This window comes from Pseudonocardia sp. C8 (genome assembly GCF_014267175.1).
Classification (GTDB): Bacteria; Actinomycetota; Actinomycetes; order Mycobacteriales; family Pseudonocardiaceae; genus Pseudonocardia.
Genome location: NZ_JACMTR010000002.1, coordinates 3,877,969 through 3,900,498 on the forward strand (window position 1 = coordinate 3,877,969; position 22,530 = coordinate 3,900,498).

At 73.4% G+C, this 22,530-nt stretch carries 23 protein-coding genes; 15 read left to right on the forward strand and 8 right to left on the reverse strand.

Annotated features, from left to right (window positions below):
• The first annotated feature begins 221 nt into the window (after nt 1–221).
• Nucleotides 222–998 (forward strand): tetratricopeptide repeat protein, encoded by a 777-nt coding sequence (locus H7X46_RS18440; protein ID WP_186360588.1) that lies wholly within the window; start codon nt 222–224, stop codon nt 996–998.
• A gap of 15 nt (nt 999–1,013) precedes the next feature.
• Here the strand turns inward: H7X46_RS18440 and H7X46_RS18445 are convergent, their stop codons facing one another.
• A complete protein-coding gene (locus tag H7X46_RS18445) occupies nt 1,014–1,625 on the reverse strand; it encodes a TetR/AcrR family transcriptional regulator (protein WP_186360589.1) in 612 nt (203 codons plus the stop codon).
• 137 nt (nt 1,626–1,762) lie between these two features.
• Between H7X46_RS18445 and H7X46_RS30785 the strand changes: the two genes are divergently transcribed.
• The 6 genes from H7X46_RS30785 to H7X46_RS18475 all read left to right on the forward strand — a co-directional run bounded on the left by H7X46_RS30785 (nt 1,763) and on the right by H7X46_RS18475 (nt 7,736).
• Nucleotides 1,763–2,923: an acyl-CoA dehydrogenase family protein gene (locus H7X46_RS30785; RefSeq protein WP_186360590.1), complete on the forward strand. Its 1,161-nt coding sequence runs from the start codon at nt 1,763–1,765 to the stop codon at nt 2,921–2,923.
• A 25-nt stretch (nt 2,924–2,948) separates the two neighbouring features.
• Nucleotides 2,949–3,695, forward strand: a complete 747-nt coding sequence (locus H7X46_RS18455) for an SDR family NAD(P)-dependent oxidoreductase (RefSeq protein ID WP_186360591.1) — start codon at nt 2,949–2,951, stop codon at nt 3,693–3,695.
• A gap of 2 nt (nt 3,696–3,697) precedes the next feature.
• Nucleotides 3,698–4,882, forward strand: coding sequence for an acyl-CoA dehydrogenase family protein (locus tag H7X46_RS18460; RefSeq protein WP_186360592.1), 1,185 nt, complete (start codon nt 3,698–3,700; stop codon nt 4,880–4,882).
• Between the two features lie 38 nt (nt 4,883–4,920).
• A complete protein-coding gene (locus tag H7X46_RS18465) occupies nt 4,921–6,381 on the forward strand; it encodes a class I adenylate-forming enzyme family protein (protein WP_186360593.1) in 1,461 nt (486 codons plus the stop codon).
• Nucleotides 6,382–6,392: 11 nt separating this feature from the next.
• Nucleotides 6,393–7,199, forward strand: coding sequence for an enoyl-CoA hydratase/isomerase family protein (locus H7X46_RS18470; RefSeq protein ID WP_186360594.1), 807 nt, complete (start codon nt 6,393–6,395; stop codon nt 7,197–7,199).
• 138 nt (nt 7,200–7,337) lie between these two features.
• Entirely contained in the window at nt 7,338–7,736 is a 399-nt protein-coding gene (locus H7X46_RS18475; protein ID WP_186360595.1) for a hypothetical protein, read from the forward strand.
• 17 nt (nt 7,737–7,753) lie between these two features.
• Here H7X46_RS18475 and H7X46_RS18480 read toward each other — a convergent pair whose 3' ends face one another.
• The 4 genes from H7X46_RS18480 to H7X46_RS18495 are packed head-to-tail and all read right to left on the reverse strand — an operon-like array spanning nt 7,754 to nt 11,300.
• Nucleotides 7,754–8,530 carry a TIM barrel protein gene (locus tag H7X46_RS18480; RefSeq protein WP_370588841.1) on the reverse strand — a complete coding sequence of 259 codons (777 nt, stop codon included), beginning with the start codon at nt 8,528–8,530 and terminating at the stop codon, nt 7,754–7,756.
• A complete protein-coding gene (locus tag H7X46_RS18485; RefSeq protein WP_186360596.1) occupies nt 8,527–9,417 on the reverse strand; it encodes a sugar phosphate isomerase/epimerase in 891 nt (296 codons plus the stop codon). Before H7X46_RS18485 ends, H7X46_RS18480 begins: the two co-directional genes overlap by 4 nt.
• Nucleotides 9,414–10,409, reverse strand: a complete 996-nt coding sequence (locus tag H7X46_RS18490) for a Gfo/Idh/MocA family protein (protein ID WP_186360597.1) — start codon at nt 10,407–10,409, stop codon at nt 9,414–9,416. Before H7X46_RS18490 ends, H7X46_RS18485 begins: the two co-directional genes overlap by 4 nt.
• A 15-nt stretch (nt 10,410–10,424) precedes the next feature.
• Nucleotides 10,425–11,300, reverse strand: a complete 876-nt coding sequence (locus H7X46_RS18495) for a sugar phosphate isomerase/epimerase family protein (protein WP_370588842.1) — start codon at nt 11,298–11,300, stop codon at nt 10,425–10,427.
• Between the two features lie 179 nt (nt 11,301–11,479).
• Between H7X46_RS18495 and H7X46_RS18500 the strand changes: the two genes are divergently transcribed.
• Nucleotides 11,480–12,526, forward strand: coding sequence for a LacI family DNA-binding transcriptional regulator (locus H7X46_RS18500; protein WP_370588843.1), 1,047 nt, complete (start codon nt 11,480–11,482; stop codon nt 12,524–12,526).
• On the opposite strand, the gene H7X46_RS18505 is transcribed toward H7X46_RS18500, so the two are convergent.
• Complete coding sequence (locus H7X46_RS18505) at nt 12,501–13,271, reverse strand: GntR family transcriptional regulator (protein WP_370588844.1); 771 nt, start codon at nt 13,269–13,271, stop codon at nt 12,501–12,503. The two genes, H7X46_RS18500 and H7X46_RS18505, sit on opposite strands and share 26 nt — an antisense overlap.
• 195 nt (nt 13,272–13,466) lie before the next feature.
• On the opposite strand from H7X46_RS18505, the gene H7X46_RS18510 reads away from it, so the two are divergent.
• From H7X46_RS18510 to H7X46_RS18525, 4 genes are all read left to right on the forward strand, one after another.
• Nucleotides 13,467–14,438 (forward strand): substrate-binding domain-containing protein, encoded by a 972-nt coding sequence (locus H7X46_RS18510; RefSeq protein ID WP_186360599.1) that lies wholly within the window; start codon nt 13,467–13,469, stop codon nt 14,436–14,438.
• A 63-nt stretch (nt 14,439–14,501) separates the two neighbouring features.
• Complete coding sequence (locus H7X46_RS18515) at nt 14,502–15,581, forward strand: ABC transporter permease (protein WP_186360600.1); 1,080 nt, start codon at nt 14,502–14,504, stop codon at nt 15,579–15,581.
• A 7-nt stretch (nt 15,582–15,588) separates the two neighbouring features.
• Entirely contained in the window at nt 15,589–16,404 is an 816-nt protein-coding gene (locus H7X46_RS18520) for an ATP-binding cassette domain-containing protein (RefSeq protein ID WP_186360601.1), read from the forward strand.
• A gap of 15 nt (nt 16,405–16,419) precedes the next feature.
• The gene (locus H7X46_RS18525; RefSeq protein WP_186360602.1) at nt 16,420–17,433 is read left to right on the forward strand and encodes a Gfo/Idh/MocA family protein; all 1,014 of its coding nucleotides are present in this window, start codon (nt 16,420–16,422) and stop codon (nt 17,431–17,433) included.
• Here the strand turns inward: H7X46_RS18525 and H7X46_RS18530 are convergent.
• Entirely contained in the window at nt 17,430–18,440 is a 1,011-nt protein-coding gene (locus H7X46_RS18530; protein ID WP_370588845.1) for a LacI family DNA-binding transcriptional regulator, read from the reverse strand. The two genes, H7X46_RS18525 and H7X46_RS18530, sit on opposite strands and share 4 nt — an antisense overlap.
• Nucleotides 18,441–18,574: 134 nt before the next feature.
• Here H7X46_RS18530 and H7X46_RS18535 point away from each other — a divergent pair, with 134 nt between their 5' ends.
• From H7X46_RS18535 to H7X46_RS18545, 3 genes are read left to right on the forward strand one after another with little or no spacing between them, the layout of a single operon-like run.
• A complete protein-coding gene (locus H7X46_RS18535; protein ID WP_186360604.1) occupies nt 18,575–19,756 on the forward strand; it encodes a phytanoyl-CoA dioxygenase family protein in 1,182 nt (393 codons plus the stop codon).
• Between the two features lie 33 nt (nt 19,757–19,789).
• A complete protein-coding gene (locus tag H7X46_RS18540; protein ID WP_186360605.1) occupies nt 19,790–20,794 on the forward strand; it encodes a Gfo/Idh/MocA family oxidoreductase in 1,005 nt (334 codons plus the stop codon).
• The gene (locus H7X46_RS18545; RefSeq protein ID WP_186360606.1) at nt 20,791–21,666 is read left to right on the forward strand and encodes a sugar phosphate isomerase/epimerase; all 876 of its coding nucleotides are present in this window, start codon (nt 20,791–20,793) and stop codon (nt 21,664–21,666) included. The genes H7X46_RS18540 and H7X46_RS18545 overlap by 4 nt, the downstream gene beginning before the upstream one ends.
• Nucleotides 21,667–21,705: 39 nt before the next feature.
• Here H7X46_RS18545 and H7X46_RS18550 read toward each other — a convergent pair whose 3' ends face one another.
• Nucleotides 21,706–22,461, reverse strand: coding sequence for a GntR family transcriptional regulator (locus H7X46_RS18550; RefSeq protein ID WP_186360607.1), 756 nt, complete (start codon nt 22,459–22,461; stop codon nt 21,706–21,708).
• Nucleotides 22,462–22,530: the final 69 nt, after the last annotated feature.

Below are 22,530 nucleotides of genomic sequence, written 5' to 3' on the forward strand. Positions count from 1 at the left end.
CGACGATGCCACGGTCGGCCACGCGGGCACGGCTCCCCCGCCGTCCACGACCAGGGGTCCGCAGCTCGCAACTCTCTGTAATCAGACGGAAGATCCGCATCGCAGATTAGCCCATGTGCTGCTCAGCGCCGGCGACTTAGGGTACGCTCCGTGGCAATCAGCTAGGCTGACCGGGTGATCGAGTGATGACTGTGCGTATCGAGAGGGAGGAACGGACCGATATGAGTGACAGCGTCTTCGCCGGCTCACCGTTCCTGCGGGAGAGCGCTGCCGTCGACCACCGCGCCGCCGGCGCCCGGGACGAGCTGCGGGAGCGGCACGACCGGGCCGCCACCGACGTCCGGACGGCGGGCCGCGCGGGCGACGAGGACGGGCTGCTCGACGCGACCCGGCGGCTGGAGCAGGTGCTCGCCGCCGCCCGCCGCGACCTCGGCCCCGGCGACCCCGACACGCTCGTCGTGGAGGGCAGCCTGGCGGTCGCCTACCTGCTCGGCGACGACGAGACCCGCGGCCTCGCGCTCGCCGCCCGCAACCTCACCTCCCGCGAGGAGGCGCTCGGTCCCGACCACCCGGCCACGCTGGCCGCCGCCGACGCCGTCGCCGCCGCGCACCAGCTCGTCGGCCGGCCGGCGGAGGCCGTCACCCGGCACGAGGACGTCCTCATACGACGGACACGCGTGCTCGGCGAGAGCCACGCGTGCACGATCGCATCCCGCGCCGCGCTCGCGGTGGCCCGGGTGGACGCGGGCGACCGGCGTGACGGCGCCGCCCTCCTGTCGTCCACGTTGGATACCGCGGACCAGGTCCTCGGCGCGGCGCACCCGGTGACGGCGGACGTCCGCGCGCTGCTGTCCGAGTGCCTCGACGCGCAGCGTCGCGCCGAGCTGGCCGCGCAGGCCGACATGACCTCGCAGCTGCCCCGCATCCCGCGGCGGCGCGAGGAGGGACGGCGGGCGCTCTTCGACCGCCCGTCCGGGCCGCTGCCGGTCGTCTCCTGACCGCGCTCCCCCGGCTCAGGTGGGGGTCACCAGCTTCATCAGCGTGTCGGTGAGCTCGTCGATCGCGCGCTCGCGGGCCCGCCCGCGCAGCGCGCCGCACCACTCGGGTGCCTGGCTCATCGACGCATGCATGCACTGCAGCGTCGCGTCGGCACTCACCACCGCGAAGTCGCCGCCGGCCAGCCCCTCCTCGAGGACGGTGCGGAACACCCGGTCGTGCCGCCTGCGCAGATCCTTGATCCGGGCCCGTTGGGCGTCGGGCCACGTGCTGGGCACGAGGAACAGCCGCAGTGCCGCGGGGTACTCCCGCACGGCGATGCCCACGTGCTCCCGGACGAGCGCCCGCAACCGCTGCGCAGGCGTCCCCTCGCGGCCCGCCGGGAGCTCCTCCAGGCGGCTGCTCCAGTCGTCGCCGAGGGTCTCGATCGCCGCGGTGATCAGCTCGTCCTTGCCGGGGAAGTAGTAGTAGAGCGACCCCTTGGTGACGTCGAGCCGCTCCGCGACGTCCTCCAGGCTGACCGCCTCGAACCCGCGCTCGCCGACCAGCTCGGCCGCCGTGGTGAGGATCTGCCGGACCCGCCGGTCCCGCTTGCGCCGGACCCGGCCGGCCGGTTCTGCCTGCGTCACCCGACACCTCCTCGACGGCCCCAGTGTCGCACCACCCCGGGCGATGTCGACCGTCGGGACAACTATTGACTTGTTAGTCAAATTTTGTCACGGTCGTCAGTGTTCGACGCAGTGGTCGATACCGAGAGGACGGCGAAGTGGACCTCGCCCGCAGCGACACCCAGCGTGCGTACCGCAGCCGGGCGGCCGACTTCGCCGTCACGGAGCTGCTGCCCGGTTACCGGGAGCGCGAGACGGCGGGCCGGATCGCCCCGGAGCTGCGCCGGGAGATGGGTCGACTCGGCCTCATCGCGCCGCAGCTGCCGGCCGAGCTCGGCGGCGGTGGCACCGACCGGGTCACCACCGGGCTGATCGTCGAGGAGATCGGGCGCGGTGACATCAACGCCGGTTACCTCGTCGTCGTCGGGGCCCTGACCGGGCAGCTCCTGGCCGCCCACGCGACGGCGGAGCTCGCCGCGCACTGGGTTCCGCGGATCTGCTCGGGCGAGGAGATCGTCGGGATCGGGCTGACCGAGCCGCACGCCGGCTCCGACGCGGGAGTCCCCCGGCTCACCGCGACCCGTGACGGCCCCGGGGCCGACGCCGACTGGGTGCTGCACGGCGTCAAGTCGCTGTCGTTCGCGGCCGACGCCTCCGCGGTCGTCGTGTTCGCGCGCACCGACGACGCGGCCGGGCGCGGACGCGGCATCTCTGCGTTCCTCGTCCCGCTCGACCGCCCCGGCGTGACCGTCGAGCTCTACCCGGACATGGGCACCCGGGCCGTCGGCCGGGGTGCCGCGCACCTGGACCGGGTCCGCGTCCCCGCCGACCACCTGCTCGGCGCGGAGGGCCAGGGCTTCGGCAGGGTCATGGCCGGCTTCGACTTCTCCCGGGCGTTGATCGGGCTGCAGTGCATCGGGTGCGCGCAGCAGACCGTCGACGAGACCTGGGAGTACGTGTCCACCCGGGAGGCGTTCGACCGGCCGTTGTCGGCCAACCAGGGCGTCTCGTTCCCGCTCGCCGAGGCCGACACCCTGCTCGCCGCCGCACGCGCGCTGTGCCACCGTGCACTGTGGCTGGCCGACACCGGCAACCCGCACACCTCCGAGGCGGCGATGTGCAAGTGGTTCGCGCCGAAGACCGCCCACGACCAGATCAACCAGTGCCTGCTGCTGCACGGCCAGTACGGCTACCGCACCGAGCTGCCGATCGAGCAGCGGATGCGCGACGTGCTCGGCCTGCAGATCGGCGACGGCACCGCACAGATCATGAAGCTCGTCATCACCCGCCACCGGCTGGGCCGCGAGCTCGCCCCGTGAACGACCAGCGATCGAAGGAGATCCCATGGGCAGGATGGACGACCGGAGCGTGATCGTGACCGGTGCCGGGCGCGGCATCGGACGCGCGATCGCCGAGCGGCTGGCCGCCGAGGGCGCCGCCGTGGCCGTCACCGACGTCGACGAGGACACCGCGACCGGCACTGCCGCCGAGATCGGAGGGAAGGCCGTCGGGATCCACGCCGACGTCACCGACCCCGGGTCCGTGCGGGCGATGGTGCAGCGGGCCCGCGAGGAGTTCGGCCGGATCGACGGGCTGGTGAACAACGCCGGCTGGGACAAGATCGGGCCGTTCGTCGACTCCGACCCGGCCGACTGGGACCGGATCATCCGGATCAACCTCTACGGAGTCCTGCACACCTCGCAGGCCGTGGTACCGGTGATGATCGCCCAGGGCGGTGGCACCGTCGTGAACATCGCCTCGGACGCCGCGCGGGTCGGCTCGTCCGGGGAGGCCGTCTACTCGGCGGCCAAGGGCGGGGTCATCTCCTTCACCAAGACCCTGGCCCGCGAGGTCGCCCGGCACGGCATCAACGCCAACTGCGTGTGCCCCGGTCCCACCGACACCCCGCTGTTCTCCTCGCTGTTCGAGGGCAACGACCGGCTGCGCGACGCGCTGGTCAAGGCGATCCCGTTCCGCCGGCTCGCCCGGCCGGACGACCTCGCGGCGACCGTCGCGTTCTTCGCCTCCCCGGACGCCACCTACCTCACCGGGCAGACCGTCAGTGTCAGCGGCGGCCTGTCGATGGTGTGACCATGGAGCCGTCCGCCGCCCCGCACGACCTGCTCGACCTCGACGACCTGCTCTCCGACGGCGAGCGCGCCTGGCGCGAGCACGTCCGCCGGTTCGTCGCCGAGCACGTCACCCCGTACGTGGCCGACTGGTTCGAGCGCGCGCACCTGCCCCGCGAGCTGATTCCCGAGCTCGGCCGGGCCGGCCTGCTCGGCGCCCACCTGCACGGGCCGGGCTGCACGGGCCGCAGTGCCGTCGAGTACGGGCTGGCCGCGGCCGAGCTGGAGGCCGCCGACTCCGGGATCCGGACGATCGTCAGCGTCCAGGGATCGCTCGCGATGACCGCGATCGACCGCTTCGGCACCGACGCGCAGAAGGAGGCGTGGCTGCCCGGCATGGCCGCCGGCGAGCTCGTCGGCTGCTTCGCCCTCACCGAGCCCGAGGCCGGCAGCGACCCGGCGAGCATGCAGACCCGCGCCGAGCCGGACGGCGACGGCTGGGTGCTGCACGGCGCCAAGCGCTGGATCGGTCTGGCCACCGTCGCCGACGTCGCCGTCGTCTGGGCCCGCACCGCCGAGGGCATCCGCGGCTTCCTGGTCCCCACCGCGACACCCGGGTTCACCGCGACCCCGATCGAGCCGAAGCTGGGCCTGCGCACCTCCGTGCAGGCCGACGTCGTGCTCGACGCGGTCCGGCTGCCCGGCGACGCGCTGCTGCCCGGGGCGACCGGCCTGCGCGGCCCGTTCACCTGCCTCGACGAGGCCCGGTACGGGATCATGTGGGGTGCCATGGGCGCCGCCCGCGACGCCTGGACCGTCGCGCGCGACCATGCGCTGGCCCGGCACCAGTTCGGCAGCCTGGTGGCGGCGTTCCAGCTCACCCAGCAGAAGCTCGTCGACGCCGCCCTGGAACTGCAGAAGGGCATGATGATCGCGCTGCGCACCGGCCGGCTCAAGGACGCCGGCAGCCTGCGGCCGGAGCAGATCTCGGTGGGCAAGCTGAACAACGTCCGCGAGGCGATCGACATCTGCCGCGCGGCGCGGACCGTGCTCGGCGGCAACGGGATGAGCGCGGAGCACTCACCGCTGCGGCACGCGACCAACCTGGAGGCGGTGCGCACCTACGAGGGCACCGACGAGATCCACACCCTGATCCTGGGCCGGGCGCTCACCGGGATCCCGGCCTTCACCGCGGGCGGTGCCCGATGACGGGGACCGACGGCCGGACGTGCTCGGAGGAGGAGCCGATGTACACCTACGACCCCGCCCCCTTCCGGGAGTGGTTCGAGCGCGACTTCACCTACCTGGCCGGGTTCCGGCGCACCGTGCGCCGGTTCGGCCGGCGCACCGCGATGGTCGACCCGGACACCGGCGTCGCGGAGACCTACGCCGAGCTCGGCGACCGGGTCGACGCGCTGGCCCGCGGGCTGCGCGCGGCCGGTGTCCGTCCCGGCGACGTCGTGACCCATCAGCTCTACAACTCAGCCGACTTCGCCCGGCTCTACCTGGCCACCCAGGCGGCCGGCGCGGTCGGCTCGCCGGTCAACTTCCGGCTGGCCGCCGGGGAGGTCGCGCACGTCCTCGACGACAGCCTGCCGCGGGTGTTCGTCTACGACACCGAGCTGACCGCGACCGTCCGGGACGCGCTGGAGATCGCCACCCACCGCCCCGAGCTCGTCGTCGCCTCCGGTGGGGACGACCCGTTGCCCGGAGCCGTCCGGATCGCCGAGCTGGAACGGACCGGCGTCGACGCTCGGCCCGCCGACGCCGCTCCCGGCGACCCGCTGCCCGATCCCGGGCGCACCGCGTACGACGAGACCACCCGGCTGTACATCTCCGGCACCACCGGCCTGCCCAAGGGCGTCCCGCTGAACAGCATGGTCGAGGTGTTCAGCGCCCACGACGTGATCATGCACTTCCCGCTGGGGCCGGAGGACCGCACGCTGAACATGACGCCGTGGTTCCACCGGGGCGGGTTGTACTCGGGCGGGCCCAACCCGGTGTTCTACGTCGGCGCCGGCCTGGTGCCGCTGCGCACGTTCGACCCCCACCGCGTCCTCGACCTGGTCGGCGAGCACGGCCTCACCTACCTGATCGGGGCGCCGACCAACCTGGAGATGCTGGCGCGGGCCCAGGCCGACCGGCCGCGGGACCTGTCGTCGCTGCGCGGGATCGTGACGATGGGTGCCCCGCTGGAGCGCGAGGCCTGCCTGCGCTACCAGCAGGTGCTCACCCCGCGGATCTTCAACGGGTACGGGACCACCGAGACGTTCTGGAACACGTTCCTGCGACCCGACGACCTGCCCGAGCACGCCGGGTCCGCGGGTCGGGCCTGCACCGACGACGACGTCCGGGTGGTCCGCATCGACGACGCCGGCCACTCCGATCCGGACTCGGTGGTCGCCCGGGACGGCACCGAGGTCGGCGAGGTCGTCGTGCGCAGCCCGAAGTGCGGCTACGCCTACAGCGGCGACGTCGACCAGTCCAGGTTCGCCGGCGGCTGGGTCCGGCTCGGTGACCTCGCCACCTGGGACTCCGACGAGTTCGTCACCATCGTCGGCCGCAAGGACGACATGCTCGTCTCCGGCGGCGAGAACGTGCACCCTCCCCTGACCGCGACCGGCAAGAAGATCCACTACAAGGCGGCCGAGCAGGCCGCCGACGACGACGCCCGAGGCCTGTTCGAGCCCACGGGTGCCCACCGGTGAAGGAGACGACGATGACCCTCGACCCGAACGCCTACTCCCAGCTGCTGTTCGAGCGCCGCGACGACGGCGTCCTGCTGATCACGATCAACAACCCGGCCAAGTACAACGCGGCCGACGAGCAGCTGCACGGCGAGCTGGCCCGGGTGTGGAACGACGTCTCCCGGGACCCCGGGACCCGGGTCGCGGTGATCACCGGGGCCGGGAAGGCGTTCTCCGCGGGCGGTGACCTGGGCATGGTCGAGCGGATGGCCGGGGACCACGAGCGCGTCTCGCACATGCTCACCGAGATGAGCGACCTCGTCTACAACATCATCAACTGCGAGAAGCCGGTCGTGTCCGCGATCAACGGCGTCGCCGTCGGTGCGGGTGTCGTGGTGGCGCTGCTGGCCGACATCGCAATCTGCGCCGAGGACGCCAAGCTCGGCGACGGCCACGTCAAGCTCGGCGTCTCGGCCGGCGACCACGCCGCGATCATCTGGCCGCTGCTGGCCGGGATGGCGAAGGCCCGCTACTACCTGCTCACCGGCGAGATGCTCACCGGCGCCGAGGCCGAGCGGCTCGGCATGGTCGCCAAGGCGCTGCCCCGCGACCAGGTCCTCGACGAGGCGCTGCGGGTCGCGCACCTGCTCGGCACCGGCTCGCAGCAGGCGATCCGGCTCACCAAGCGCTCGCTGAACAGCTGGCTGCGCAGCGCCGGGCCGACCTTCGACCAGTCCGCCGCCTACGAGATGCTCTGCTTCATGGGCCCGGACGTCGTCGAGGGCGCCGCCGCGCTGCGGGAGAAGCGGGCACCGGACTTCCCCTCGGCCCGCGGCTGACGGCCGGCGTCGCGCACGCAGTGAGATTGCGTGAACTGTGACGATTCAGATCTTGTTTGAATCGGGTGATCCCGGGAAAGAATCGGCTGACCGCGCACGTCCGACGGAGGGGGTGCGCCGCGGAAGGAGCCCTGGGACGTGAGCGTTGTGAGCACCCCGACACCGACGAGCGCCGTGATGGCCGTCGTCCGCGTCGAGGCCCCGGCGGGGGTGGATGCGCACACCGTCGAGGCCGAGCTGACCCGGGCCCTGCACGCGCACGAGAAGCGGCCGATGAGCGTCGAGCTGTCCCTGGCCGACGGCACCGGCCCGTGGCCCCGCCGCGGCCCGGCGCGGTACGCGTTCGTCGCCGTGCTCACCCTGGCCGGGCGCACCGTCCCCGACCGGCTGGCGTGCCAGGTCGAGAAGATCGCCCGGAAGGCGATCCGGCGCCGGTTCGGCCGCCCCGCCGACGCGCAGGTACGCACCGAGCTGTCCGACGCCGAGGCCGGCGCCTACTGGTACAGCCTGCGCGGCACCCCGCACCGGCCCGGCTGACGCGAACCGCGGACCGGCTACGCCGAGAACGCGGCGACGAACGCGTCCAGCGCGGCGCCCGGGTCGGCCGCGGCCCACCCCTCCAGGCCGACGACGCCGTCGTAGCCCAGCTCGCGCAGCGCGGCCGCGACCGCCGGGTAGTGGATCTCCCCCGTGCCCGGCTCGCAGCGGCCGGGCACGTCGGCCACCTGGATCTCCCCCACGTACGGCAGCGACTCCCGGACGAGCTCGATCAGGTTCCCCTCGCCGATCTGGGCGTGGTACAGGTCGAGGTTCATCCGCAGGTGCGGGCTGCCGACCGCACGGACGAGTGCGCGGGTGTCGCGGGCGAGCGCGAACGGTGTCCCCGGGTGGTCGACGGGCAGGTTGAGGTTCTCCAGGGTGAACACCCGACCGGCCCGCTCCCCCAGCTCCGCGACCCGCCGCAGGGTGTCGGCCGCGGTCAGCCACATGTCCGGGGTGACCACCTCGACCGGGTGGACGGGCAGCCCGCCCGGGCCGAGCCCGGTGCCGTGCAGGTTGAGGCTCGGGCAGTCGAGCCGCTCGGCCACCGCGAGCGACTTCTCGGCCGACGCGAGCAGCGCGGCGACCCCGTCCGGTGTCACCAGGTCCCCGGTGAGGTAGCCGGTCATCGACACGATGTCCGCGCCGGCGCCGGCCAGCGCGTCGACGTCCTTCGTGGACCAGTCCCAGATCTCCACCTGCAGCCCGCGCGCGGCGATCCGCCGGACCCGGTCGGTGAACGGCAGGTCCAGGTACAGCATCTCCGCGCTGGCGGCGAGGGTGTAGCTCACGGTGCGAGCTCCCTTCCCCGGCCGGCACCGAAGTGCTTCTCCACCAGCGCGACGGCCTTCCCCCGCTGCCGGACGCTGATCTCCTCGGCGTGCTCCTCCCAGCCGAACACGCAGCTGGACAGGACCCCGTCGAACCCGGAGGCGGCGAGCGCGGCGAAGACCTCGTCGAAGTCGACCTCGCCACGCCCGATCTCGGCGTGCTGGTGCACCCGCACGGTCGAACCGGGCGGGTTCACGATGTAGCGCAGCCCGTTCGAGGCGGTGTGGTCGAGGGTGTCGGCGAGGTGGACGTAGGCGAGCTTGTCGCCGGCCGCGCCGATGATCCCGGTGGCGTCGTCGCCCTGGTGGAACGTGTGCGGGGTGCAGTAGAGGAAGTCGATCCAGTCCGCGTTGAGGCCGCGGACGAGGTTCAGCGCGGCGTGCCCGTCCTCGACGAAGTCGTCCGGGTGCGGCTCGAGCACGAGCCGCACGCCCTCCCGCTCGAACTCCGGCGCGAGCTCCTCGAGCGAGCGCAGGAACTGGCTCTCGGCGTGCTCCGGGGACTCCGGGCGGCCGTTGAACTCGGAGTTCATCACGTCGACGCCGAGGTCCACGGTCATCCGGATGGCCCGCTTCCAGGCGCGGACCGCGGCCTGGCGCTCGTCCTCCCCGGGCCCGGACCAGCGCAGCACCGGCAGCACCGACGCGATCCCGACCCCGGCATCGGCGGCCCGCTTGCGGAGCGCGGCGACCGTGGCGTCGTCGGCGCGCGGGTACCGGAAGAACGGGATGAAGTCGTCCTTCGGGGAGATCTCCATCCAGGCGTAGCCCATCCGGGCGACGACGTCGGGCAGCTCCAGCACCGAGTGCGTCGCGTAGAACATCTGCGGATCGAGAGCGAGTTTCACGGCTTCTCCCCCAGGCGGACCTCGACGCGCTTCCCGCTGGTCACGGCCTCGACCCCGGCGGCGCAGACGGCGACGGCGGCGTAGCCGTCCCACGCGCCCGGCCCGGTGACGGTCCCCTGGGCCGCGGCGTCGACGAACGCCTGCATCTGCGTGTCGTAGGCCTGTCCGAACCGGACGACGAAGTCCGGGGACAGCTCGCCGCCGCAGCGGCCGTCCCGGCGCAGCACCAGGCCCTGGTCCAGCCCGATCGTCGCCATGCCGCACTCGGCGACGAGCTCGGTGCGGACCTCGTAGGCCACTCCGGTGCGGACGAACGACTCGACGTCGACCAGCCGGCCGGACTCGGTCTCGAACAGCACCAGCATCGGGTCGGCGTTCCCGGCCGGCGACGACGACGTCGCCCCCGGCTTCAGCGCGGTGACCGCGACGATCTCCTCGCCGAGCAGGAACCGGGTGCTGTCGACCTCGTGCACCACCGAGTCGGCCATCGCGAACACCGAGGTGAAGTGCTCCGGCACCGCGGGGTTGCGGTGCACGCAGTGCAGCAGCAGCGGGTTGCCGAGCTCTCCGGACTCGACCAGCGCGCGCAGCCGGGCGTACTCGTGGTCGAAGCGGCGCATGAAGCCGACCTGGATCAGCCTGCGGCCGAGCGCGGCCTCGGCCTGCACGACGGCCAGCGCGCTCGGCTCGTCCATCGTCAGCGGCTTCTCGCAGAGCACCGGCTTGCCGGCCTCCAGGCAGGCGAGCACCTGCTTCTCGTGCGCGAACCCGGGGCTGGCGACGACGACGGCGTCCACGTCGGACGCGCCGATGGCCGCGATCGGGTCGGGCTCGACCCGGGCCCCGACGCCGGCCGCGACCTCGGCCCCGCGATCGGCGTCGGCATCGCTGACGACCGTCACCCGCGCCCCGCGGACCCGCTTCGACAGCGAGTCCACATGGAACGCACCCATCTTGCCGACGCCGATCACGGCGACACGCAGTTCGGACATCTCCGTGCTCCTTCCTCAGCCGCGCGGGCGGCCGATCTCGACGGCGCCGTTCCCGCAGCCGCCGAGGTAGGTGTGGGTGCGCCGGGCGATCGGCAGCGGGTCCTCCGGCGCGCAGGGGTACATGTCCTGCTCGACGATCGCGTAGACGTCCCGGCCCAGCCCGGCCACGGCGTCGAGCAGCGGCTCCATCTCGGGGACGCCACGCGGCGGCTCGCACATCACCCCGCGCCGGACCGCCTCGGGGAAGGTCAGGTCCTCGGCCTCGACCTCGTCGAGCACCGCCGGGTCGACCTGCTTGAGGTGCAGGTAGCCGATCCGCTCCGGGTAGCGGCGGATGAGCTCCAGGTTGTCCCCGCGGTAGTAGGACACGTGCCCGGTGTCCAGGCAGAGGTTCACGTGGCGCGGGTCGGTGTCGGCGAGGAAGCGCTCGATGTCGCGCTGGTAGCCGACGTGCGAGTCGGCGTGGCTGTGGAACTGCACGTGCAGGCCGTACTCCTCGAGGATCCGGCGGCCCAGCTCGTCCATCCCGGTGGTCAGGTTGCGCCACTGCTCCGGGCTCAGCTCCGGGCTCTCCAGCGCGGCCCCGGTCTTGTGGTCGCGCCACGGTTCCGGGATCACGATGATGTGCCCGCCGCCGACGGCCCGGGTCAGCGCGGCGACGTCGGTCACCTGCTTCCAGACGTCCGCCCAGGAGTCCGGGCGGTGCAGGTGCTCGAACACGGTGCCGGCGCTGACCCGCAGGCCGTGCCGCTCCAGCTGGTCGGACAGCTCGTTCGGGTCGGTGGGCAGGTAGCCGTAGGGGCCGATCTCGATCCAGTCGTACCCGGCGGCCGCGACCTCGGCGAGGAACCGGTCGGCCGGGGTCTGCTCCGGGTCGGACGGGAACCACACCCCCCACGAGTCGGGGGCGGAACCGATTCTGATCTTGGGTGTGACCACGTCGTCATCTCTTCCGAACGTCGGTGCGGGCACAGTCGAGGCCCAGCGATCTAGAGCGCTCTAGTAGCGTCTGACCGGGTACTATCCTGACTTGATCGCACTATGTCAAGACAAAGATTCGAGGAGGCGGGGTGCGCGGCAGGCCGACCATGAGCGACGTCGCCGCCCGCGCCGGGGTGTCCCGCGCACTGGTGTCGCTCGTGTTCCGGGACCGGCCGGGGGCGTCGGCGAGCACCCGCGCCCGGGTGCTCGCCGCGGCGGCCGAGATCGGCTACCGGCCGGACGGCGCGGCCCGGCTGCTGGCCCGGGGCCGCAGCCGCACCGTCGGTGTGGTGACGACCGTGGGTGAGCCGTACGAGGCCGGCCTGCTGGAGTCGATCTACGACGAGGCCGGGCGGCTCGGCTACGACGTCCTGCTGTCCGCACGCACCGCCACCCACCCCGAGGCCGACGCCGTCGGGGAGCTGCTGGCGCACCGCTGCGAGGCGCTGGTGCTGCTCGGCCCGCACCTGGACGACGCCGTCCTCGCCGACCTCGGCCGGCGGGCCGCGGTGGCCGTGGTCGGCCGGGCGGCACCGTGCACCGGAACCGGGTCCGCGACCGTCGACGCCCTGCGCACCGCCGACGACGACGGCCTCCGGCAGGCGGTCGACCACCTCGTCGGGCTCGGGCACCGGGTGATCGTGCACGTCGACGGTGGTGACGGGCCGAACGCCGCCGTCCGCCGCGACGGCTACCGGGCCGCGATGACCGCGCACGGCCTGGCCGACCACATCCGGGTCCTGCCGGGCGGCTACGACGAACGGGCCGGGATCGCCGCGGCCCGCACTTTGCTGGCCGACCCGGCACCGCCCAGCGCGGTCGTCGCGGCGAACGACCGGTGTGCGCTCGCGCTGCTGGACACGCTGCGCCGGTCCGGTGTGGACGTCCCGGGCCGGGTGTCGGTCGTCGGCTACAACGACGACCGGCTGGCCGGGCTGGCCCACATCGACCTCACAACGGTCCGGCAGGACGCCGACGCGCTGGCCCGCGGGGCCGTGCGGGCCGTCGCGGCCCGGCTCGACGACGGGGGCACCGCCCCGGCCGACCGGTTGCTCCCGCCGCACCTGGTCGTCCGGGGAACGACGGGCCCGCCACCGGAGGTGGTCGCGGTCAGCCGTGCGCCGTCCCGGCGGTGAGGGTGAGCTCGAAGGCGTAGCGGGCCGGCCGGTAGAGGTGTGCGCCGTACTCGACCGCGGTGCCGGTGCCGTCCCACGCGGTGCGGACCATGGTCAGCACCGGCGCACCCCTGGCCTCACCGAGCAGCTGCGCCTCGGCCCGGGTCGCCGCCCGCGCCCCGACCACCTGGCGGGCCCGGCAGGGCGCGTGCCCGGCGTCGCGGAGCAGGTCGTAGAGCCCGCGCGCGGCGAGGTCCTCGGCACGCAGCGCGAGCACGTCGACCGGCACGCAGTTGGTCATCAGTGCCAGCGGCTCACCGTCGGCGAGCCGGAGCCGCTCGAAGCGGGCGACGACGGTGCCGAACGGGACCCCCAGCGCCGACGCGACGGCGTCCCCGGCCGGGCCCACCTCGAACGAGCGCAACCGCGTGGCCGGCACCCGGCCGGCGCGGGCGAGGTCGTCGTGCAGGCTGGTCAGCTCCACTGGGCGTTCGACGCGGCGCGGCAGGACCCGGGTCCCCGCCCCGCGCTTGCGGGCCAGGACCCCCTGTTCGACCAGGTAGGAGACGGCGCGGCGCAGCGTCGGTCGGCTGACCCCGAGCCGGTCGAGCAGCTCGGCCTCGTTCGGCAGCCGGCTCCCCACCGGGAGCTCCCCGGTGTCGACCATCGCCTGCAGGCGGCGCGCCACCTGGAAATACAGCGGGACCGGGCTCCCCCGGTCCAGCGCCGCCCGCGGCGGGGCCCCGGCATCGCGGGCATCGCCCACCGCGCCTCCTCAATTCTGATGATGAAGCAGATTGGTCGAGCTTTGTCATGACAAACCATTGACCTGATGAAGTGAAAAGCGTACACCTGACGTGGTCCGCATCACCCCTCGATCGGTCGGGGCCCTGCGAGGGGAGACCGCCCCACTCACAACGCGGCCCGCGGGGTCGCGACACACAGAGAGAACTGATGCTCGATGAGGAGTATTCGGAAGGTCCTCGCCGTCGCCGTCGCCTCGGCCGCGGTGCTGGCCCTCGCCGCCTGCAGCAGCCAGGGCGGGGCCCGCAACGAGTCCGCCGCCGAGGGCCAGCGGTACACGATCGCGATGGTCACCCACGAGCAGGCGGGTGACACGTTCTGGGACAAGATCCGGGCCGGGGCCGAGGACGCCGCGCGGCTCCACAACATCGACCTGAAGTACTCGAACAACGAGCAGGGCCCCGAGCAGGCGACGCTGGTGCAGAACGCCGTCGACTCGAAGGTCCACGGCCTGGCGGTGACGCTCTCCAGCGCGGACGCCGTGATCCCGGTGGCGAAGAAGGCCGCCGACGCGGGCATCCCGGTCGTCGCGTTCAACCAGGGCCTCGACCAGTACAAGCAGGCCGGCGCGAAGATGTACTTCGGCTCCGACGAGTCCCTGGCCGGCCAGACCGTCGGCCAGAAGCTCACTCAGATGAACCCGGGCGGCAAGACGCTCTGCGTCATCCAGGCCCAGGGCTCGGTGGCGCTCGAGACCCGCTGTGCCGGGGTGAAGAAGGGGTACGCGAACACCGAGAACATCCAGGTCAACGGCGCCGACCTGCCGTCGGTCCAGCAGACGTTGAACGCCAAGCTGGCCGAGGACCGCTCGATCTCCAACATCGTGACCCTCGGTGCGCCGATCGCGATGGCCGCGCTGCAGGCCCAGCAGGGCACCGGCTCGACCGCCCGGATCGCCACCTTCGACCTCAACCAGGACGCCGCGAAGGCCATCCAGGACGGCAAGATCGCGTTCTCGGTCGACCAGCAGCCCTACGTGCAGGGCTACCTGGCGGTGGAGTCGCTGTGGCTGAACCTGTCCAACGGCAACGACATCGGCGGCGGAAAGCCGACCCTCACCGGTCCGTCGATCGTGGACTCTTCGAACATCGGGCAGATCCTGCCCTACACCCAGGCCAACAAGCGCTGACCGGGTCCCGGGGGCGGCCGTCGCACCGGCCGCCCCCGGGTGGTCACTCCCCCAGGAGCCACCATGAGCACCCCCACCGCCGACGCCGGCCCGGCCGGCGCGCCGTCCCCCACCGCCGAGTCACAGCCACCACGCCCGTCCGAGGCCCGCTCGGTCTCCGCGCGGCTGTTCGCCCGGCCCGAGACCGGCACCGTCGTCGCCGCGGTCGCGATCTTCGCGTTCTTCTTCGCGATCGCCGAGCCGTTCCGCACGTTCGACTCGTTCGCCACCGTCCTCTACGCCTCCTCGACGATCGGGATCGTCGCGGTCGGCGTGGCGCTGCTGATGATCGGCGGCGAGTTCGACCTGTCCTCCGGCGTCGCGGTCACCACCTCCGCGCTGACCGCCGCCCTGGTGACCTACCAGCTGTCGCTGAACATGTGGGTCGGCGTCGTGCTCTCGCTGGCCATGGCCCTGCTGGTCGGGTTCATCAACGGCTGGCTGGTCGTCCGCACCGGCATCCCGAGCTTCCTGATCACCCTGTCGATGTTCTTCATCCTGCGTGGCGCCAACATCGGCGTCACCAAGGGCCTCACCGGCACCGTCGCCACCGACAACGCCTCCGAGCTCGACGGCTTCGCCTCCGCGCACGCCCTGTTCGCCTCGGACATCCCGCTCGGCTTCATGACCGTCAAGATCACCGTCCTCTGGTGGATCGTGCTGGCCGCGGCCGGCTCCTGGATCCTGTTCCGGACCCGCCTCGGCAACTGGATCTTCGCCGCCGGCGGCAACGCCGCCTCCGCCCGCGCCGTCGGCGTCCCGGTGAACAAGGTCAAGATCGGCCTGTTCATGGGGGTCGGGTTCGTCGGCTGGATCCTCGGCATGCACATCCTGTTCAACTTCTCCTCGGTCCAGTCCGGCCTCGGCGTCGGCAACGAGCTGATCTACATCGTGGCCGCGGTGGTCGGCGGCTGCCTGCTCACCGGCGGGTTCGGCTCGGCGATCGGCGCCGCGCTCGGCGCGTTCATCCTCGGCATGACCACCCAGGGCATCGTGTTCGCCGGCTTCGACCCGAACTGGTTCTTCACCTTCCTGGGCGCGATGCTGCTGCTCGCGGTCGTGCTGAACCTCTACATCAAGAACTACGCGAGCACCCGGAAGTGAGCCCGAGATGACCGACTCGATCACCGCGCACGCCGCCTCCGACCTCCGCGCCGGCCAACCTTTGGTCCGGATGAGCGGCGTCGGCAAGACCTACGGCGCCATCCGGGCCCTCGAGGGCATCGACCTGACCGTCCACGCCGGCGAGGTCACCTGCGTCCTCGGCGACAACGGCGCCGGCAAGTCCACCCTCATCAAGATCATGTCCGGGCTGCACCCGCACACCGAGGGCACCATGACCGTCGACGGCCAGGACACCACGTTCTCCTCGCCGCGCCAGTCGCTCGACCGCGGCATCGCCACCGTCTACCAGGACCTCGCCGTGGTCGGGCTGATGGAGGTGTGGCGGAACTTCTTCCTCGGCTCCGAGCTGCGCAAGGGCAACTACCCGCTGGCCCCGCTCGACATCAAGGGCATGCGCGAGATCGCGAACGCCGAGCTGGCCAAGATGGGCATCCACGTCAAGGACATCAACCAGCCCATCGGCACCCTGTCCGGCGGCCAGCGCCAGTGCGTCGCGATCGCCCGAGCCGTCTACTTCGGAGCACGCGTGCTGATCCTCGACGAGCCCACCGCCGCGCTCGGGGTCAAGCAGTCCGGCGTGGTGCTCAAGTACACCGCCGCCGCCCGCGACGCCGGCCTCGGCGTCGTGTTCATCACCCACAACCCGCACCACGCCTACCTGGTCGGCGACCACTTCATCATCCTCAAGCTCGGCCGCCGGGTCCTCGACCGCAAACGCTCCGAGGTCACCCTCGAGGAACTCACCGCCGAGATGGCCGGCGGCCAGGAACTCGCCGAGCTGGCCCACGAGCTCGAGCGCTGAGGCAGGAGGAGAGCCATGCCGGTCGCCCCCCTGCGGATCGGGATCCTGGGTGCCGCCCGGATCGCCGCCGAGGCACTGTGCGCACCCGCCGCCGTCACCGGCGACCGGGTTGTGGCCGTGGCCGCCCGGGACCGGCCCCGGGCCGAGGCGTTCGCCGCCGCGCACGGTGTCGAGCGGGTGCACGACGACTACGCGGCCGTGCTGGCCGATCCGGAGGTCGAGGTCGTCTACAACCCGCTGGCCAACGCCCTGCACGGACCCTGGAACCTCGCCGCGATCGCCGCCGGCAAGCACGTGCTGAGCGAGAAGCCGTTCGCCGCGAACGCCGTCGAGGCACGCGAGGTCGCCGCGGCCGCGCGGGCGGCCGGGGTCGTCGTCCTGGAGGCGTTCCACCACCATCACCACCCGGTGCTGCAACGGCTGCTGGCGATCGCCGCCTCCGGCGAGCTCGGCACCGTGCGCCGGGTCGAGACCACGTTCCTCATGCCTGCCCCGCCGGACGGCGACCCCCGCTGGTCCGCCGACCTCGCGGGCGGGGCCGTGATGGACATCGGGTGCTACGCGCTGCACATCCAGCGTGCGCTGGGGCGTGCCGTGCTCGGTGGGGAGCCACAGGTCGTCTCCGCCGAGGGTGCCGAGCGGTCGCCCGGCGTGGACGCCCGGCTCGCCGCGGAGCTGGTGTTCCCGTCCGGCGCCACCGGACGGGCGCACTGCGACATGGAGGCCACCGGGTGGGCCGTCACGGCCCGGGTGGCCGGGGACCACGGCGAGGCGCTGGCCCGCGACGTCACGCTCCCGCACCGCGACGACCGGATCGAGGTCACCGCCGGCGGGCGGTCCCGCACCGAGCGGCTCGGCACCCGGCCGACCTACCTCTACCAGCTGGAGGTGCTGCGCGCGCACCTGCGCGCCGGGGCCCCGCTGCCCCTGGGTCTCGACGACGCCGTCGCGAACGCCGAGCTGATCGACGCGGCCTACACGGCCGCCGGTTTCGCACCGCGACGGCGGTTCGCACCGGCCGGCGCCTAGCGGGGAGCGGCCGTGCTGCCGCGCACCACCAGCCGCGGCGGGATCACCACCTCGCGGGCCGGGCGCCCGGCGTCGTCGAGCCGCTCGGCCACCAGCTCGAGGGTGTGCGCGGACAGCTCGGCCACGTTCTGGCTGACCGTGGTCAGGTCCACGTGCGCCATCCGGGACAGCGGGCTGTCGTCGTAGCCGGCCACCGAGACGTCGCCGGGCACGTCCACCCCGGCCCGGACCAGCGCGTCCAGCAGGCCGACGGCAGCGTGGTCGTTGAACACCACGACCGCGGTCGGCAACGCGTCACCGGCCAGCAGCTCGGCGGCGGCCCGCGCACCGTCCTGCTCGCCCTTCCCGCCGCGCAGCACCCGCGCCCGGTCGCCGAGGCCGGCCCGGCGCATCGCGGCCCGGTACCCGCGACGCCGGTCGGTGGCGATCGCGTCGCGGCCGCCGTCGACGTAGACGATGTCGCGGTGCCCGGCCGCGACCAGGTGCCCGACCAGCTCGGCGGTGCCCCGCTCGTCGTCCACCCGGACGACGTCGACCTCGGCCCCCGGCAGCCGCCGCCCGACTGCGACGACCGGCACCTGCCCTCCCAGCTCAGCCAGCCGTGCCGTCGGTGCCTCGGTGCCGAGCAGCACGAGAGCCTCGCACCGGGAGTCGATCAGCGTCTCGACCGCGCGCCGCTCGTCGCGGACCCGGGTGCGGGCGCCGAGCAGGACGTCGTGTCCGCGCCGGTCGGCCACGACGAGCAGCTCCTCGGCCAGCTCGGCGTGGAAGGTCGACCGCACCTCCAGCACGACGCCGATCAGGCCGGTCCGCCGGGACGCCAGCAGGCTCGCGGCCCGGTCCGGCCGGTAACCGAGCCGGCGCGCCGCGTCGAGTACCCGTTCCCGGGTGGCCGCGCTCGGCCCGGGCACCCCGCGCAGCACCATCGACACCGACGCGGTGGACAGCCCGACCTCGGCCGCGACGTCCTCCAGCCGCAGCCGGCGGGTGGGCGTCCCTCCGGTCACGGGTACGGACGCTATCAGGACTTCAAGCGCTTCAAGGGATCGGCGACTTTGTCTTGACATTCAGACTTGAACCGCCGGAGACTCGATGTCCGTCGGAGCACCCCGTTCCGCTCGACGACGAGCCAGGAGGACCCATGACCGGTACCGCGCGGCAGCGGCCCACGACCTGGCTGGACCCGGCGGCGGCACGGGTCGAGGACCTGGCCGGCCTGCCCGGCACCACCCCGGCCGACGTCCCGCACGCCGACGAGGTCTCCTCCGGCGTACCGGTCTACGCCGCGGCCCGGCTGCGGGACGCCGCCGCGACGCCGGAGGGGCGGCGCGCCGTGCAGGCGGAACTGGTGGACGTCCTTCACGACGGTGCCGGCATCGTCGTGGTCGCCGGCGCGTTCGGCCGGTCCGAACTGGACGCCGTCACCGCCGTGTTCGAGTCGATGATCGCCGCGCAGCGCGCCGCCGGCACCGCCGCGGGCGACCACTTCGCGCCACCGGGTGCCAACGACCGGGTGTGGAACGCGCTGGAGAAGCTCGCGCTGCGCGACCCGGACGCGTTCGCCGCCTACTACGCCAACCCGGTCCTCGCACTGGCCTGCGAGGCCTGGCTCGGGCCCGGCTACCAGGTGACGTCCCAGGTCAACGTGGTCAACCCGGGTGGCGCCGCGCAGCAGCCGCACCGCGACTACCACCTCGGGTTCCTCACCCCCGCCGGTGCCGCCCGCTACCCCGCGCACGTCCACCGGCTGTCGCCGGCGCTGACGTTGCAGGGCGCCGTCGCGCACGTCGACATGCCGGTCGAGTCCGGGCCGACGATGTACCTGCCCGGCTCGCAGACGTGGTCGCACGGCTACCTGGTGGCCGACCGCGAGGACGTGCGGGAGCACTTCGCCCGGCACCACGTCCAGCTCCCGCTCGCCGCCGGGGACGCGGTGTTCTTCAACCCGGCGCTGCTGCACGGGGCCGGGCACAACCGTTCCGCCGGCGTGCGCCGGACGGCGAACCTGCTGCAGGTCTCCTCGGCGTTCGGGCGGGCGATGGAGCGCGTGGACCGCTCGGCGACCGCGCGCGCCGTGTTCCCGGCGCTGGTCGCGATGCGCGAGCGCGGTGTCCCGCCCGAGCTGATCGACAACGCCGCCGCGGCGGCCGCCGAGGGCTACGCCTTCCCGACCGACCTCGACGCCGACCCGCCGGTCGACGGCCTCGCCCCGCCCTCTCCGGCCGACCTGCTGCGGCGCGCGGTGCACGAGGGCCGGTCGGCCGCCTGGTTCGACACCGCGCTGGCCGAGCGCGAGGCCCGCCGCCGCGGCGAGCGCGACTGACACCCACCGCACACCACAACCCGAGGATCCCGCATGAAGATCGGACTGATCGGACTGGGCCGGATCGGCGCGTTCCACGCGCGGACGCTGGCCGGCCTGGACGCCGTGGACGAGCTGGTCGTCACCGACGCCCGGCCGGAGGTCACCGCGGCCGTGACCGGCGAGGTGGGCGGCACCGCCGTCGCCTCCCCCGAGGAGCTGCTGTCGTCCGGGGTGGACGGTGTGGTGATCGCCGCGGCCACCCCGGCGCACCCGGAGCTGCTGCTCGCCGCGGTCGACGCGGGCCTGCCGGCGTTCTGCGAGAAACCGGTCGCGGGCCGGATCGACGACGCCGTCGACGTCGCCGCGAAGCTCGCCGGCCGCGACGACCGGGTGCAGATCGGCTACCCGCGTCGGTTCGACGCCGGCTACGCGGCCGCCCGCGCCGCCCTGCAGGGCGGCGAGCTCGGCCGGGTGCACACGATCCGGGCGACCACCCTGGACCCGGCCCCGCCGCCCGCGGACTACGTCCGGGTCTCCGGCGGGATCTTCCGCGACTGCTCGGTGCACGACTTCGACGCGATCCGCTGGGTGACCGGCCGCGAGGTCGTCGAGGTCTACGCCACCGGCGACACGCACGGCGACCCGGTGTTCGCCGAGATCGGCGACGTCTCCACCGCGCAGGCGATCCTCGCCCTGGACGACGGCAGCCGGGCCGTCGTCTCGAACTCCCGGTACAACCCGCGCGGCTACGACGTCCGCCTCGAGCTGCACGGCGACGCCGACTCGGTCGCCGCCGGGCTGGACGCCGGCCTGCCGCTGCGCTCCGCCGAGCCCGGGGTGACGTTCCCGGACGGCACCCCGCACGCGTTCTTCATGGACCGGCTGGCCCCGGCGTTCCGGGCCGAGCTGACCGCCTTCACCGAGCTGGTCGCGGGCACCCGGCCGACACCGTGCTCGGTCGCCGACGCGATGGCCGCGGGCTGGATCGCCGAGGCCGCCACGCTGTCGTTGCAGTCCCACCGCCCCGTGCGCGTCGAGGAGGTCGTCCGCCGATGACCGCAGCGAAGATCGCCGGTGCGCCTATCTCCTGGGGCGTGTGCGAGGTCCCGGGCTGGGGCTACCAGCTCGAGCCCGCCCGCGTCCTGGCCGAGATGCGCGAGGTCGGCCTGGCCGCGACCGAGTTCGGGCCGGACGGCTTCCTGCCCGACGCCCCCGCGGCGAAGGCCGCGACCCTGCAGCAGCACGGCCTGCATGCGGTCGGCGGGTTCACGCCGACGCTGCTGCACGTCCCCGGCCACGACCCGCTGCCCGGGGTCGGGACGCTGCTCGCCGGGTACGACGCCGCGCACGCCGGGACCCTCGTGCTCTCCGCCGACTCGGGCGGCACCGGCTACGACTCCCGCCCCGAGCTCGACGACGCGGGCTGGCGGCTGCTGCTGTCCAACCTGGACCGGATCACCGAGTACGCGGCGACCCGCGGCGTGTCCGCCGTGCTGCACCCGCACGTCGGCACCATGGTGGAGACCGGCGACGACGTGCAGCGGGTCCTGGAGGGTTCACGGATCCCGCTGTGCCTGGACACCGGCCACCTGCTGATCGGCGGGACCGACCCGGCCGCGCTGGCCCGGCAGGCGCCGGAGCGGGTCGCGCACACCCACCTCAAGGACGTCGACCTGGGCCTGGCCCGGCAGGTCCAGGACGGCCGGATCACCTACACCGAGGCCGTCGGCAAGGGCATGTACCGCCCGCTCGGCGAGGGCGACGTCGACCTCGACGGCGTGCTGTCCCACCTGACCGCCCGCGGCTACGACGGCTGGCACGTCCTGGAGCAGGACACGATCCTGCACGGCCCGCCGACCGGCGAGGGCCCGGCCGCGGACGTGCACACCAGCGTCGTGAACCTGGTGGCGGCGCTGCGCGGCTCGTGAGTGGTTCCGAGGGCCCAGGCCCTCGGAACCACTCACGAGTCAGACGACCAGCGAGGTCTGCACCGTGTACCGGTCGGAGCGGTACAGGTGCCGCCCGAGCTCGACGAGGGCGCCGGCGTCGTCGTAGACGGTCCGCTCGGCGGTGACGCAGGCCAGGGGGCGGGGCTGTTCGAGCAGCCCCGCCTCGTCGGCGTCGGCGAGCCGGGCGCCGATGACCTGGTGCGCGATCGCGATCTGCGCGCCCTGTTCCCGGAGCAGGTCGTAGAGGCTCCGCCCGGCCAGGGCGGCGTCGTCCAGCTCGAAGCGGGCCGGAAGGTAGTTGGTCATGATCGCGAGCGGCTCGCCGTCGGCGCGGCGCAGCCGGCGCAGCATCTGCAGCGGCTCGTCGGGCGGCAGCAGCTCGTGCAGCACGGGGACGCCCGCGGTGGCCGGGGTGCACGCCTCGTGCGCGAGCACGGTGGTGTCCGGGGTGCGGCCGGACGCGGCGAGGTCGTCGTAGAGGCTGCTCAGCCGGACGTCACGGTGGATCGCCGGGCGCACGACCTGGGTGCCCAGCCCGCGCCGGCGCACGAGCAGGCCCTTGCGGACGAGCTCCTGGATCGCCTGCCGGGCCGTCGGGCGGGCCAGGCCGAGCCGCTCGGTCAGCGCCACCTCGTTCTCCAGGCGGTCCCCCGGCCGCAGCGAACCCGAGTCGATCGCGGCCTCGATCGCCTGCGCCAGCTGGTGGTAGAGCGGCACCGGGCTGGACCGGTCGAGCCGGACGTCGACCTGCACGGCGTCGGAGCGGGTGGCCATGACCGCAGAATACACGCGAAAGTTCAGTTGTCCTTATGTCTGTACAAACTATTGACCCGCGGGCGTCCT